The organism is Streptomyces sp. CB01881 (assembly GCF_002953255.1).
Lineage (GTDB): Bacteria > Actinomycetota > Actinomycetes > Streptomycetales > Streptomycetaceae > Kitasatospora.
On sequence record NZ_CP026498.1, the window covers coordinates 5,347,888 to 5,362,077 of the forward strand.

The window sequence follows — 14,190 nt, forward strand, 5'->3', positions numbered from 1 at the left end:
CCCTCACCTCCCAGCCGGATCTTCGAGGGTGGCGAGGTCAACCAGACCGTCGTCGAGATGGAGCGCGGCTTCCTCTTCCTGATGGCCATAAGTGACGGTTCCGCCCTCGCCGTACTCGCCTCGCCGGACTCCGACATCGGCCTGGTCGGCTACGAGATGGCCCTCCTCGTCGACCGCGCCGGCGCCGTCCTCACCCCCGCACTCCGCGCAGAACTCCAGGGCAGTCTCCTGCACTGACGGTTCGTCGGATACCGTCCTGGTATTCGAAGCACCTCCACGACCGTCCCGGGCCCGCTTCGGCGGGCTCGGGTTCGGACGTTGTACGGCCTTCGCAACACCGGCTGGGGACTCGTGCCCGAGCTCGCACCGCACCGCCGCACCTTGTGAGGAGAGGAACCGTGACACCGCCCGACGACCGCAGCGGCCAGTACGGCGTTCCGTACCCTGGCACGGGCCATGACGCCTTCGGAGCACCCGGCGTCGTCGGCCACGGTCAGCAGTACGACCGCCCGCACGGCCAGCAGTACGGCCAGCAGCAGTACGGCCAGCCCCAGCACCAGTACGGTCCGGGGCAGGGCCAGTACGGCCAGTACTCCCAGCCGCAACCCTCGTACGACGCGCCGCCGGCCGGATACCCGGCCCAGGACGGCCACCTGCCCGGCCGGCACTCCGGTCACGGCGTCCCCGACCAGAGCCCCGACCCCGGCTACGCGCCGGCCGAGGATCCCGGGCACGTCGAGGAGTTCGAGGACGACCACGACTCGGGCCCGCTGATCCGGCCGTTCGCGATGACCGGCGGGCGGACCCGCCCGCGCTACGAACTGGCGCTGGAGGCACTCGTCTCCGCCAGTGTCGACCCGCAGCGCCTGGCCACCCTGCTCCCCGAGCACCAGCGGATCTGCACCCTCTGCACCGAGGTGAAGTCCGTCGCCGAGGTCTCGGCGCTGCTCTCCCTGCCCCTGGGAGTGGCCCGCATCCTCGTGGCCGACCTGGCCGAGGCCGGCCTGGTCGCCATCCACCAGCCCGCTTCCGGCGGCGAATCCGGAAACCAGCCCGACGTCACGCTGCTCGAAAGGGTCCTCAGTGGACTTCGCAAGCTCTAACGCGGCCGCCCCCACCCGCGCCACCACCTCCGCGAAGATCGTCGTGGCCGGTGGCTTCGGCGTCGGCAAGACCACGCTCGTCGGCGCCGTCTCCGAGATCAACCCGCTGCGCACCGAAGCCGTCATGACCTCCGCGTCCGCCGGCATCGACGACATCAGCCACGTCTCCGGCAAGACGACCACCACCGTCGCCATGGACTTCGGCCGCATCACCCTCGACGAGGACCTGATCCTGTACCTGTTCGGCACCCCCGGACAGGACCGCTTCTGGTTCATGTGGGACGACCTCGTCCGCGGCGCCATCGGCGCCGTCGTCCTCGTCGACACCCGACGCCTCGCCGACTGCTTCCCCGCCCTCGACTACTTCGAGAACAGCGGCCTGCCCTTCGTCGTCGCCCTCAACGGCTTCGACGGACACCAGCCCCACACCGCCGACGAGGTCCGCGAAGCCCTCCAACTCGGCCCCGACACCCCGGTCGTCACCCTGGACGCCCGACGCCGTGACAGCGCCAAGAGCGCCCTCATCACGCTCGTCGAGCACGCCCTCCTCGCCCGCCTGCGCTAGGAGGGCCGACGGACGAACGGTGCGGCCCACGGACCCCTGGGGGAGTCCGTGGGCCGTGGGCGTGCGCCCGTTCCGCGGGGCGCCCGTTCCGCGGGGCGCCCGCCGGGTGTGGGGCGCCCGCCCGGTGCCCGTTACTCGGTGGGCTCCAGGCCCGCGCGGATCAGGCCGTAGGTGTAGGCGTCCTCCAGGGCCAGCCAGGAGGCGGCGACCACGTTGTCCGCCACCCCGACGGTGGACCAGCCGGCCGTGCCGTCGCTGGTCTCGATCAGCACCCGGGTCTTGGAGCCGGTGCCGTGCTGGCCCTCCAGGATGCGGACCTTGTAGTCCACCAGCTCCAGCCTGCCCAGCTGCGGGTAGATCCCGTCCAGCGCGGTGCGCAGCGCCTTGTCCAGCGCGTCGACCGGGCCGTTGCCCTCGCCGGTGGCGATCCTCCGCTCGCCCTTGGCCGAGAGCTTCACCGTCGCCTCGTTGCCCGAGAAGCCGTTGGGGCCCTGCTCGCTGATGGTCCGCCAGGACTCCAGCGTGTAGAAGCGCTCGCGGCTGCCGCGCACCTCGTCACGGAGCAGCAGCTCGAAGGAGGCGTCGGCGGACTCGTAGGTGTAGCCGAGGTTCTCCTGCTCCTTGACCCTGGCGACCACCCGGCCGGCGAGGTCCCGGTCGGTGGAGAGGTCGTAGCCCAGCTCCTTGCCCTTGAGCTCGACCGAGGCGCGGCCGGCCATGTCGGAGACCAGCATCCGCATGGTGTTGCCGACCGTCTCCGGGTCGATGTGCTGGTAGAGGTCCGGGTCGACCTTGATCGCGGAGGCGTGCAGGCCCGCCTTGTGGGCGAAGGCGGAGAAGCCGACGTAGGGCTGGTGGGTGGAGGGCGCCAGGTTGACGACCTCGGCGATGGCGTGCGAGATCCGGGTCATCTCGGCCAGGCTGCCGGGCGGCAGCACCCGGCGGTCGTACTTGATCTCCAGCGCGCCGACCACCGGGAACAGGTTGGCGTTGCCGACCCGCTCGCCGTAGCCGTTGGCGGTGCACTGGACGTGGGTGGCGCCCGCGTCCACCGCGGCCAGGGTGTTGGCCACCGCGCAGCCGGTGTCGTCCTGGGCGTGGATGCCGATCCGCGCGCCGGGCTTGTAGGTGTGGCAGTCCCGGAGGACGTCGGCGACGGTGTCGCGGACGCCGGCCGGCAGCATCCCCCCGTTGGTGTCGCAGAGCACCACCACGTCGGCGCCGGCCTCGTGCGCGGCGCGGACCACCGCGAGGGCGTACGCGCGGTTGGCCTTGTAGCCGTCGAAGAAGTGCTCGCAGTCGATGAAGACCCGACGGCCCTGGGCGCGCAGGTACGCCACGCTGTCCCGGACCATCTCCAGGTTCTCGTCCAGGGTGGTGCGCAGGGCCAGCTCGACGTGCCGGTCGTGGGCCTTGGCGACCAGGGTGACGACGGGCGCCCCCGAGGTGACCAGGGCGGCCAGCTGCGGGTCCTCGGCGGCCTTGCCACCGGCCCGGCGGGTGGCGCCGAAGGCGACCAGCCGGGCGTTCCTGAGGTCCAGCTCGGCGGCGGCCCTGGCGAAGAACTCGGTGTCGCGCGGGTTGGCGCCCGGCCAGCCGCCTTCGATGAAACCGACGCCGAACTCGTCCAGGTGCCGGGCGATCGCCAGCTTGTCGGCCACCGTGAGGTTGATGCCCTCCCGCTGCGCGCCGTCGCGCAGGGTGGTGTCGAAGACGTGGAAGCTGTCGTCGGTGCGGCTGGCCTCGGCCATGGGGACTCCTTGTGTCGAGTCGGGTGGTGCTCTGCCGGTTTCGGGGACCCGGCTCCACTGTCCAGCATCCCGCGCGCACCCGGTGTCCCTCGGCCCCTTGTGGGGGCTCCGGCCGGTCCGGGGCAAAACAAAAGACCCCTCGCGGGTGCGAGAGGTCTGCGCGCGGGTCTGGACGCTGGTGGTCGCTCCGCATCGGGTGGTGCGGGAGCGGTCACTGCGGACCGGCGCGCCTGCTGCTAATAATCAGCGAAAGCGAGGACACGCTCGCAGTCTGGCACACCGGTCCGGGATCCGGCCGCGGCGTCTCGGGATGCGGGACGCCTACTCGACGAGCTCGGCCGTGTCGAGCGTGAAGCCGAACGGCTCGGGGAGGCCCAAGGAGTCGCCGATCGGGACCACCGTGGTGGTGGTGTAGTCGCCGCGCGCGGGAACGCTGTGCAGAACGACCTGGTTCCTCTCGCGGTCGATCAACAGGTAGAGCGGGATCTCCGCGGCGGCATAGCCCTTGCGTTTGTCGATGCGATCCGTGTTCGGCCGACTGGAGGTGACCTCCAGGACCATCAGGACCCCCTCGGGCTTGGACCAGGATCCACGCCCGATCATCGCCCCACGAGTGGTGAACGTACCGTCCGGGATGAACCGCCCGGTGGGAACGATCAGCCCCTTGCCGGCCGCGAAGTCCAGGCCTTTGGGTGCCTGGCGGGCCACCTGCCAGCTGAGCCGACCGGTCAGCGTCTCGTGTTCACCGTCCGGCGGTGGGGTCACGACGATCTCCCCCTCGATGAGCTCGGCCTTGAAGCCTTCACGCAGCTCCAAGGCGAGGAAGGCCTCCAGCAGGCTCTTGCCCTCGTCACCCGAAGTCGCTGCGATCCCATGCGTCAACGCGGTCACAGCCCCTCCTTCTGGTCCACACGGCTCAACGAGCGGAACTCTCCGAGATTACGCGGCCGGGCGCCCCGCCGTCGCGGGGCGCCCGGCCGCGGTGCTCGCGCGATCAGACGATCTTGTGCAGCCAGCCGTGCGTGTCGGGGGCCTGGCCGCCCTGGATGGCCAGCAGGGACTTGCGCAGCTCCATGGTGATCGGGCCGGGCTCGCCGGTGCCGACCGTCCAGTCGCCGCCGGCCGACTTGACCGAGCCGACCGGGGTGATCACGGCGGCGGTGCCGCAGGCGAACACCTCGGTGAGGGTGCCGTCGGCGTTGCCCTGCTTCCACTCCTCGGTGGAGATCTTCCGCTCCTCGACGGCGTAGCCGAGGTCGGCGGCGAGCTGGAGCAGCGAGTCGCGGGTGATGCCGGGCAGCAGCGCGCCGGAGAGCTCGGGGGTGACGATCTTCGCGTCCTTGCCCTCGCCGAAGACGAAGTACAGGTTCATGCCGCCCATCTCCTCGATCCACCGGTGCTCGGCGGCGTCGAGCCAGACGACCTGGTCGCAGCCCTTGGCGGCGGCCTCGGCCTGGGCGACCAGGGACGCGGCGTAGTTGCCGGCGCACTTGGCGGCACCGGTGCCGCCCGGCGCGGCGCGGACGTAGTCCTCGGAGAGCCAGACCGAGACCGGCTTGACGCCACCGGGGAAGTAGGCGCCGGCCGGCGAGGCGATGATCATGAAGAGGTAGGAGTTGGCCGGTCGGACACCCAGGCCGACCTCGGTCGCGAACATGAACGGGCGCAGGTAGAGGCTCTGCTCCGGCTCGTTCGGGACCCAGGCCTGCTCCTGCTGGACCAGCAGCTCGACCGCCTCGACGAAGGTCTCGACCGGCAGCTCCGGCATCGCCAGGCGGCGGGCGGAGGCCTGGAAGCGGGTCGCGTTGGCCTCCGGGCGGAAGGTGGAGATCGAACCGTCGGCCTGGCGGTAGGCCTTGAGGCCCTCGAAGATCGCCTGGCCGTAGTGGAGCGTCATGTTCGCCGGGTCGATCTCCAGCGGCGCGTACGGCGTCAGCTGGGCGTCGTGCCAGCCCCGGCCCTCGGTCCAACGGATGGTGACCATGTGGTCGGTGAAGACGCGTCCGAAGCCGGGGTTGGTCAGCCGGGCCTCGCGCTCCGCGTCGGACAGCGGCTGGGCGGAGGGCTTGAGGTCGAACGTGATGGGCGCCTGGGTGGGCGTGCTCATGGCTGTATGTCCTTCACCGTGGGGTTGGTCCGGGCCGCCTCCGCCGGGATTCGTTTCGGCGAACGAACGCACGACGGCACGGCCCACTGTCGATACTCGCATCCAGAGGGCCGTGCCGAACAGTCGCGGGCTCCTTGGGGAGCTGCAAGCTGTGGTTATGCGGTCCGGCCCGTCGGGCCGGAACACGTTGTGTCGGTTCCGGCCGCCAAGCCGGAGACCGCTTCTCGGTTCCGGCCGCTCAGCCGGATACTCGGGCGGTGAGCGCGTCGCCGACCTGCGAGGTCGTACGGGTGCCCGTCCGCTCGGCCAGGTCCGCGGCGACCGCGGCCTCGACCTTGGCGGCCTCGGCGGCGAAGCCGAGGTGGTCCAGCAGCATGGCGACCGAGAGCACGGTGGCGGTCGGGTCGGCCTTGCCCTGGCCCGCGATGTCCGGCGCCGAGCCGTGCACGGGCTCGAACATCGACGGGAAGTCGCCGCTCGGGTTGATGTTGCCGCTGGCCGCCAGGCCGATGCCACCGGTGACGGCGGCGGCCAGGTCGGTCAGGATGTCGCCGAACAGGTTGTCGGTGACGATCACGTCGAACCGCTCGGGCTGGGTGACGAAGAAGATGGTCGCCGCGTCGACGTGCAGGTAGTCGGTGGTGACCTCGGGGAACTCCCGGCCGACCTGCTCGAAGATCCGCGTCCACAGGTGGCCGGCGTGCACCAGCACGTTGTTCTTGTGGACGAGCGTGAGCTTCTTGCGCGGACGCGCCTGGGCCCGGCGGTAGGCGTCCCGGACGACCCGCTCGATGCCGTAGGCGGTGTTGAGGCTGACCTCGGTGGCCACCTCGTGCTCGGTACCGGTGCGCAGCGTGCCGCCGTTGCCGACGTACGGGCCCTCGGTGCCCTCGCGGACGACCACGAAGTCGATGTCCGGCTCGCCGGCCAGCGGGGACTTCACGCCGGGGAAGAGACGGCCCGGGCGGAGGTTGATGTGGTGGTCGAAGGCGAACCGCAGCTTCAGCAGCAGCCCGCGCTCCAGCACGCCGGACGGCACGCTCGGGTCGCCGATGGCGCCGAGCAGGATCGCGTCGTGGGCCTTCAGCTCCGCCAGCACGCTGTCCGGCAGCGTCTCGCCGGTGCGGTGGTAGCGCCGGGCGCCGAGGTCGTACTCGGTGGTCTCCAGCTTCACGTCGGCGGGCAGCGCGGCGCCAAGGACCTTGAGGCCTTCGGCCACCACTTCCTGGCCGATGCCGTCACCGGGGACAACTGCGAGACGAATGGTGCGAGACATGATCGGACCCTACTCCGGTGTCCCAGAGGCTGACACCTCGTGTCCACTATCCGGACGAACGGTCAGGTCAGGTCGACGTCGACCGGGAACGGGCGTTCGAGCTTCAGCTGCTTGTGGTGGATGCCGGTCAGACCGTAGGACTGGGTGGCTGGGTCGAGCTCGTAGGTGTGGACGACCGGACGGCCCTCGTCGTCACCCTCGACGCGCCAGAAGTGGCGGACACCGGCTGCGGCGTACTTGCGCGGCTTCACCTGCCGGTCGCGCTCCCGGGACTCCTCGGACACGACCTCCACGGCGAGCAGGACGTCCTCGGCGTTGCAGTACGTCCCCTTGGGGCCGGTATCGGCGTGCTCGTCGACGACCAAGAGATCCGGTTCGGGACGATTCCGCAGGTTCAGCCTGACCGTCATCTCCCGCCACACCTCCCACCCCTCCGGAACAGCTGCCTCCAACGCCTGCTCCAGCCTGCGGAGCGTACGCATGTGGAAGAGCGTCTGCGGACTCACGAAGATCAGGCTCCCGTCGAGCAGTTCCGTATGCGGCGGGAGATCCGGCAGCCGGTCGAGATCCTCGGCGGTGTAGCCGCCGACCGGAGGGCGGAGCCAGTCGGGGTACGGCTCGGTGCTCATGATTCCTCCCATACAGCCACCCTGACGGACCATTTCAGGCTACTCGGCAGATCCTCCCGGGCGTCATTCCCACGAGGGAGCGCGTGCGACGCGCTCCACGCCGGGGGCGCGCTTATGCTCGCGGGCATCCGGTCCGGCATTCCTCGTAGAACGGGGCGTCTCACCATGGCCGAGCGGTGGCGGGAGGCACGGGTGTGCGGGGCGGCGGCCGGGCTGGGGATGGCCGCGTACGCCATCGCGGCCGGGCTGCGCGGGGAGTGGCCGCCGGGGGCGACCCAGACCGCGGTGCCGTTCCACGCCCACCTCTGGGACATGGTGCGCGGCGACTCCCCCGGCGACCTGCTGTTCAACTGGAACAGCGGCTACGGCGCGCCGTTCCTCGCCGACTTCTTCGCCTACCTGATGAACCCGTTCTCCTGGCCCACCGTCCTGCTGCCGCGCGACCAGGGCCAGTTGGCGGTGTTCCTGGTGGCCCTGTCCAGCATCGGGCTCGGCACCGGCCTGATGACCTACGCGCTGGGCCGGCTGCACCCGGGACCGCGCTGGCTGCGGGCGCTCGCCGCCCTCGGCTACGGGCTCTGCGCCTGGGTGCCGACCGTCGGCGGGACGGCCCCGATGTGGCTCTGGGGCCTGGTCTCGCTGCCGCTGCTGGTCGTGGCCGGCGACTGGTGCCTGCACGAGCGGCGCTGGCTGTCCGGCACCCTCTGCGTCGCGCTCGCCTGGTGGGGCAACCTGTACACGGCCGCGATGGCCACCATCACGGCCGGCCTGGTACTCGCCGTCCGGCTGCTGGCCGTCCGCCGGCCGTTCAAGACGCTCGTCCGGGTGGCCGGCCGGGCCGTCACCATGGCCACCGCCGGGATGCTGCTCGCCGCGCCCGTCCTGTTCGTCGCCGTCCGGGCCGCGCAGGAGGCCCAGCCGGAGTCCCCGGTGCAGCCGCTCGGCCCGTCCGGGCTCGGCGGGCACCTGGCCCAGCTGCTGCCCGGCACCCACGGCGGCCCGCCCGTCCCGGACGTCTCGATCGGCCTGTTCGGCCTCCTGCTGGTGGCCGGGCTGCCGTTCAACCGGCGGGTGCGGGCCCGCGAGCGGATCGTCTGGTGCGGGCTGCTGGTGCTCGTGGTGCTCAGCTTCGTCTGGACGCCGACGGTGCTGGTCTGGCACGGCCTGGCGATCCCGGCCGGCGGCCCCTACCGTGTCGCCTTCGTGCTCAGCGGCCTGCTGGTGCTGGCCGGCTGGGTCTCGCTGTCGCACCGTCCGGACACCGTGACCCTGCTCGGCGGGGCCGCGGTGGTGCTGGTGGTGGCCGCCGTCGCGGCGGGCCGGCACTCGGTACGGGCGTCCACCTGGGTGCTGCTGGTGGCCGGCGGCGCCGTCCTGCTCGCCGCCCTGTGGACGCTGGAGCACCGGCACACCGACCGACGGGCGGGCGCGGCGGCGACGGCGGTGCTCGGGTGCGCCGTACTGGGCGGCGCGGTCTGGTCCTCGTACGCGGCGCTGGGCACGCCGGCCACCGGCACCGCCTCGGGGGCGTCCGTCCGGGCCGGGTACGCGGCGATGCGGCAGGCCGCCGACTGGCCGCGCGCCCGCACCGACCCCGGTCCGCACGCCTTCACCCCGAACGACCCGCTGCTGCTCGACGGCCAGGGCGGCGGCTACTCCAGCGGCTACCTGCCCACGGTCACCGCCCTGCTCCTGCACGACCTCGGCGCGGGCTGGACGGCGGGTGGACGGCAGACCGCGAGCGTCACCGATCCGGTCGGGCAGGCGCTGTTCGGCGTGCACACCCACCTCGCCGACGGGCCCCCGCCGGACGGCTTCACCGTCGTCCGGGCGCCCGCTCCCCCGCTGGTCACCGTCCTGCCGCCGGGATCGGCCGTCGACACCACCTCGGTCTGGTCCCGGCAGGAGTCGCTGCTCGGCGGGCAGGTGTACGACGTACCCGTGCCCGTCCCGGCCGCCGGCCCGGCGCCCACCGCGCACGGCAGCAGCGGGTGGTCCGTCCCCGCCACCCCGGAGGGCACGGGCGGCACCGCCTTCACCGCGGTCTGCACGCCGGGCGGCACCGCGTACTTCCACGGGGTCTGGTTCAACGGCACGGTGAGCGGCCTCGGCACCACCTACCGCAGCGACGGCGTCCAGCCGACCACCGCGGTGCCCGTGCACCTGCTGGGGCCGGTGCCCGCCGACGGCGTCGTCCGGGTGGTGCTGCACGCGGACACCGTCACCCAGGTCCCGGCCCGGCCGATCGGCTGCCTGCGCCCCGGCGCCCTGGACGCGGCCCTCACCCGGCTCACCGCCACCGGCGCGACGCGGGTCACCGCGGGCGGGCACGGCCTCACCGCCGTCCTCCCCGCGGGCAGCACCGGAACCGCCCTTCTCTCCGTCCCGGCCACCACCGGGTGGACCTGCTCGGCCGGCGGCGGCCCGTACGCGGCGCCGCGGTCCGTGCTGGGCATGGTCGGTGTCCCGCTCGGCCGGGGCGCCGACCGGGTCGTCTGCTCCTTCCGCCCGCCCGGCCTCACCGAGGGCGAGACCTTCGCGCTCGCCTCCGCCGCCGTCACCGCCCTGACCGCCGTCTTCGGCCGCCTGCGCCACCGCCCCACCCGGACACCGCGCCGCGTCCGCCGGGCGGCGGCCGAGCGGGAGTGGCGGGAGGAGTGGCGGCCGCCGGGAGGCACGTGGGGCCTGTGAACCGCCCGGCGGTGCGGCCGACGGGCCCGGCACGCGACGGAGCCGCCGCCCGCTGCGGGGCGGCGGCTCCGGGTACGGGGCGCGGTGTCAGGGCAGGTTCAGGATCTGCCCGCGGAGGCCGTCGCGGTTGAAGTGGTGCAGGAGCAGCAGGCGCGACGTGTCCCCGTCGGCCCGGCGGACGTCGAGCACGGTGCCGGGCGGCAGCGGCGCCGCCACCGCGGCGGGGCCGCCGGGGCCGGTCCGGACGTCGACGGCCGGGTGCAGGACGTCGACGGCGAGGGTGGGCCGGGTGCCGCGCAGGCCGATGGCGGAGAACGCCTCGGCCGGGTCGGGCTTGCCGGCGGTGGCGACGCCGGTCCAGAGCCCGTAGCGGACGGTGCTGTGGCCCGCCTTCACGCCGGGGAGGGCGCTCAGCCGTACCGGGAGCACCAGCACGTCGCTGTCGAGCAGCGCGGTGTCGGTGTCACCCCAGCGGGCGTTGAGCGGCTGGACGTCCAGCTCGGCGCCGGTCCGGGCGTCCACGGTACGGGCGACCAGGACGTCGCTGCCGCGCTGCCGGTCGGCCTTGACGAAGACGTCCGTGCTGCCGTCCCCGTCGGTGTCGAGCGAGGCCCGGACGGCGAAGACGCCGACCGGCGTGGTGGCGGGCGCCCAGAACTGGGCAGCGAGGTAGAGCGTGCCCTGCCCGTCACCGACGGCGGGCGCGTCCGAGGCGGCGCCCGCGGCGCGCAGGTTGGCGGCCCGGTCGCCCGGGCGTTCGACGCAGACGTCCTCCGGTTTCTGCGGTTCGCCCCCCTCGGGGACGATGCCCGCGCCCGGGCCGACGGCGGCGCCGCTGCCGGGCGGGCAGTCGGGCCAGCGGGTCCCTTCGCCGCCGAGGGCGAAGGCGCTGAGCAGGCCGGGCTGTTCGGCGGGCGCCCGGGTGCCGCCGAGGACGACGAGCGCGCCGGCGCGGGGGGTGCGGACCGGGGTGGTGGCGCTGAGGTCGGAGGCGGGCCGGGGGGCGGCGAAGACGGGGACCCGCAGCGCGGGCAGGGCCGCGTCGGACTCGGGGGTGAGCAGCAGCCGGCCGGAGAGTTCGCCGCGGTAGCTGCGGGCCTTTCCGCCCTGGAGGGTGGCGATGGTCGGGTCGGGACTGCGGCCCAGCTGCCCGGGGACGGCCAGGGTGACCCGGACGCGGGCGGTGCCGCCGGCCGGGACCTCGACCCGGTCGGGGCTGATCTCGTAGCGGGCGCCGGGCACGTCGGTGGCGGCCGCGTAGCCGGTGCGGTAGGTCACCGCCGCGCCGGAGAGGTTGCGGACCTCCACCTCGCGGACCTCCGCCGGGCGGGCCGCGCCGGGCGCACCGCCGACCGCCACCACCCCGAAGGAGACGCCGACGCTGCCCTGCACCGCGCCCTCCCCCGCGGCGTACGCGACGGCGGGGGTGCGGACGGCGGCGTCGACCCGGGCCCGGCCGGCGCCGGTGCGCTCGGGGCCGTAGACCGGGCCGGTGCCGCCGTCCCCGAGCCAGGTGTCCCCGGCGGTGTTCATCAGCGCGGCCTTGAGCTGCTCGACCGTCCAGTCGGGGTGGGCGGCGCGGACGAGGGCGGCGAGTCCGGCCACGTGCGGGGTGGCCATCGAGGTGCCGTCCTCGCGCTGGCCCCCGCCTCCGCTGCCGGCCTTGGCGGACCAGATCGTCTCGCCGGGCGCGGCCAGGTCGGGCTTGACCACGCCGGGCACGCCGATCCCGCGCGAGGTGAAGTCGGCGAGGGTGTCGGTGCGTTGCGGCTGGTCCTGGGGGACGACGCCGTGCAGCGGGTTGCCGGGCGCGGCCAGCCGGACGTCGACCGGGCCGGCCGCCGCGCCCTGGCGGAGGCGTTCGCCGTCGGCGTGGGCGAGCAGGGCGACGGGGATGCGGTCGTTGCCGGCGATCTCGGCGAGGTGGTCGTCGCCGGCGGCGAGCAGGGCGCCGATCGCGCCGGCGTCGGCGGCGTGGTCGGCGCGCGGGCCGGAGCCGCACGCGCGCTCGGACTCGCGGGTGGCCCAGGCGAGTACGGCGATCCTGCCGGTGAGCCGCTGCTTGTCGGCGTCGGTGAAGGCGGAGCAGCCGTCGGCCTGGTCGACGGGCAGCGCGAGCCGGCCGGCGACGTCGGCGGTGGACCAGCCCTGGTAGCGGCCGCTCCAGTGGGCCGGGACGATGCCGGCGAGCGGCGCGGGGGCCAGCACGGTGAGGCCGTCGGCGTCGCTGTGCGGGTCGACCGAGGCGGCGACCGCGAGGGCCCGGGCGGCGGTGCCGGGGCTGCCGCCGATGCCGTAGACGTCACCCTCGTTGCCGGCGGCCGCGACCACCAGGGTGCCGAGGTCGGCGAGGTGGTCGACGGCGACGGCGTCGGCGTCGTCGGTGGAGCCGAAGCGGCTGCCGAGGGAGAGGTTGACGATGTCGAGCCGGTCGCCGAGGTCGCCGTCGCCGTCCGGGTCGGCGGCGACGTCGAGGGCCTGGGCGAGCTGGTCGGTGGAGCCGTCGCAGCCGAACACCCGGATCGCGTAGAGCTGGGCGCCGGGTGCGGCGCCGGGGCCGACCTTGAAGGCGGCCGGGTCGAGGCCGGGCCGGTAGGGGCCGGCGTACGGGTGGCCGTCGGCGGTGACGCCGAGGCCGGCGGCGGTGCCGGCGACGTGGGTGCCGTGGCCGTTGAGCGCGCAGTCGATCGGGTTGGCGTCGGGGTGCGGGTCGGGCTGGTAGTTCGGGGCGGACGGGTCCGGGTTGTAGGCGTCCCCGACGAGGTCCTTGCCGCCGACCACCTTGGCGTTGGGGAAGAGTCCGGCGGGGGCCGGCCTGGCGCCGTCGACCGCCTTGAACGCCTCCGCGGTGCCGGGGCCGCCGAAGTCGGCGTGGGTGTAGTCGATGCCGCTGTCGATGACGCCGATCCGCACGCCCTGCCCGGTGTTGCCGCCGGTCGTGCCGTCCGAGGAGGGGCCGGACCAGACCTGCGGCGCCCCGGTGAGCGGCACGGAGTACGCGTTGTCCCGCTGCTTGCGCACGACCGGGTGGACGGCCCGGACGCCGGGCAGCGCGCGCAGGGCGGGCAGCCGGTCGGCGGGCACGGTGACGGCGAGGCCGGTGAGCAGGGTGCGGGTGCGGTAGAGCTCGCGGGCGGTGGGCGCCGCGCCGCGGACGGCGTCGGCGAGCCGGTCGAGCGCGTCGGAGGCGCGGGACCGCTGCCCGCCCCCGGCCTGCGCGGCCTCCCGGCGGACGGCCTCCGGGGAGCGCCGGGCCCGCCGGGCCTCGGCGGCCGCACGCCGCCAGGCCGGGCCGGCGGCCTCGGTGGTGAGCTCCAGCAGGACGGAGGCCGGGCGCCCCGGCGGGGCGCCCTGGGCCGTCGGGCCCGGCGGCGGGCTGCCGGCCGCCGGGGCCGCGGTGAGCAGCACCGGCCCCGCCAGCAGGGCCAGGGTGAGTCCGATCCTGGTGACCGGACGACGGACGGGTGGCTGACGCACTGGGCCCTCTCCCCCGGCAAGGGGGACTGATCCGCACGCCGTGTCGCTGACGCCCGCCCGTGCGGACGTCGATCACCCCTCCGGGGCCCCACATATAGGAGACCCTGCCGGGGAGTGCGAGCAACATCCCTCCAACGGGCGCCACTTGCACTCGTCCGGGTGATCCGGCGTCAGTCCGGACGGCCCATTCGGCGGATGAACGCCACCGCCCGGAGACGGACTCGCAGGAGGGCCGGAGCGACCATCAGAGGTGCCCGGTCACGCCGCCGTTGTCACGGCGGTCCAGTGCGCGCTGCAGGGCGGCGGCCGCGAAGGGGCTCCGCTCGGCCGCACGGCGGCGGCGCGGGGTGCGGGCCGGGGTGGCGGCGGGGGCGGGGGTGGCGTGGCGGTCTGCGGCGGGGGGCATACCGGGCTCCTTGGGGCGAGCGCGCCGGGAGGGCGCAGAGTGCGGGGGGCACAGAGAGTGGGGAGGGGGTGCGCGGAGCAGGGGTCGCCTGCCCTCGGGGCGCACGGGCGCACACGGGCCGCAGTCCCTGGCTACAGGGGCGGCACGCCGTATGGCTCTTCCACGGTACGACCCGGCGCCTGCCG

Annotated in this window: 10 protein-coding genes and 1 pseudogene; 4 read left to right on the forward strand and 7 right to left on the reverse strand. The window is 74.2% G+C overall.

The window, feature by feature from the left end:
* The 3 genes and pseudogenes from C2142_RS13175 to C2142_RS13185 form a co-directional block, all read left to right on the forward strand.
* A pseudogene (locus C2142_RS13175) lies at positions 1 to 237 on the forward strand (roadblock/LC7 domain-containing protein); the annotation flags it as partial.
* Between the two features lie 161 nt (positions 238 to 398).
* The gene (locus tag C2142_RS13180; RefSeq protein WP_148642812.1) at positions 399 to 1,103 is read left to right on the forward strand and encodes a DUF742 domain-containing protein; all 705 of its coding nucleotides are present in this window, start codon (positions 399 to 401) and stop codon (positions 1,101 to 1,103) included.
* Positions 1,084 to 1,668, forward strand: coding sequence for an ATP/GTP-binding protein (locus C2142_RS13185; protein WP_148642813.1), 585 nt, complete (start codon positions 1,084 to 1,086; stop codon positions 1,666 to 1,668). Before C2142_RS13180 ends, C2142_RS13185 begins: the two co-directional genes overlap by 20 nt.
* A 131-nt stretch (positions 1,669 to 1,799) precedes the next feature.
* On the opposite strand, the gene cimA is transcribed toward C2142_RS13185, so the two are convergent.
* From cimA to C2142_RS13210, 5 genes are all read right to left on the reverse strand, one after another.
* Complete coding sequence (gene cimA / locus C2142_RS13190) at positions 1,800 to 3,419, reverse strand: citramalate synthase (RefSeq protein WP_148642814.1); 1,620 nt, start codon at positions 3,417 to 3,419, stop codon at positions 1,800 to 1,802.
* Between the two features lie 321 nt (positions 3,420 to 3,740).
* Entirely contained in the window at positions 3,741 to 4,310 is a 570-nt protein-coding gene (locus C2142_RS13195; protein WP_148642815.1) for a Uma2 family endonuclease, read from the reverse strand.
* A gap of 103 nt (positions 4,311 to 4,413) precedes the next feature.
* Positions 4,414 to 5,526 carry a branched-chain amino acid aminotransferase gene (locus tag C2142_RS13200; RefSeq protein WP_148642816.1) on the reverse strand — a complete coding sequence of 371 codons (1,113 nt, stop codon included), beginning with the start codon at positions 5,524 to 5,526 and terminating at the stop codon, positions 4,414 to 4,416.
* Positions 5,527 to 5,764: 238 nt separating this feature from the next.
* Positions 5,765 to 6,802 carry a 3-isopropylmalate dehydrogenase gene (locus C2142_RS13205; protein WP_148642817.1) on the reverse strand — a complete coding sequence of 346 codons (1,038 nt, stop codon included), beginning with the start codon at positions 6,800 to 6,802 and terminating at the stop codon, positions 5,765 to 5,767.
* Positions 6,803 to 6,864: 62 nt separating this feature from the next.
* Positions 6,865 to 7,431, reverse strand: a complete 567-nt coding sequence (locus C2142_RS13210; RefSeq protein ID WP_241002554.1) for a Uma2 family endonuclease — start codon at positions 7,429 to 7,431, stop codon at positions 6,865 to 6,867.
* 165 nt (positions 7,432 to 7,596) lie between these two features.
* On the opposite strand from C2142_RS13210, the gene C2142_RS41545 reads away from it, so the two are divergent.
* Positions 7,597 to 10,122, forward strand: a complete 2,526-nt coding sequence (locus C2142_RS41545; protein WP_162002464.1) for a YfhO family protein — start codon at positions 7,597 to 7,599, stop codon at positions 10,120 to 10,122.
* 87 nt (positions 10,123 to 10,209) lie between these two features.
* On the opposite strand, the gene C2142_RS13220 is transcribed toward C2142_RS41545, so the two are convergent.
* Together C2142_RS13220 and C2142_RS13225 are read right to left on the reverse strand one after the other, a co-directional pair.
* On the reverse strand, positions 10,210 to 13,599 hold the full coding sequence (locus tag C2142_RS13220; protein WP_148642820.1) for a S8 family serine peptidase: 3,390 nt from the start codon (positions 13,597 to 13,599) through the stop codon (positions 10,210 to 10,212).
* A 244-nt stretch (positions 13,600 to 13,843) separates the two neighbouring features.
* Entirely contained in the window at positions 13,844 to 14,005 is a 162-nt protein-coding gene (locus C2142_RS13225) for a hypothetical protein (protein ID WP_153882777.1), read from the reverse strand.
* Between the last annotated feature and the right edge of the window lie 185 nt (positions 14,006 to 14,190).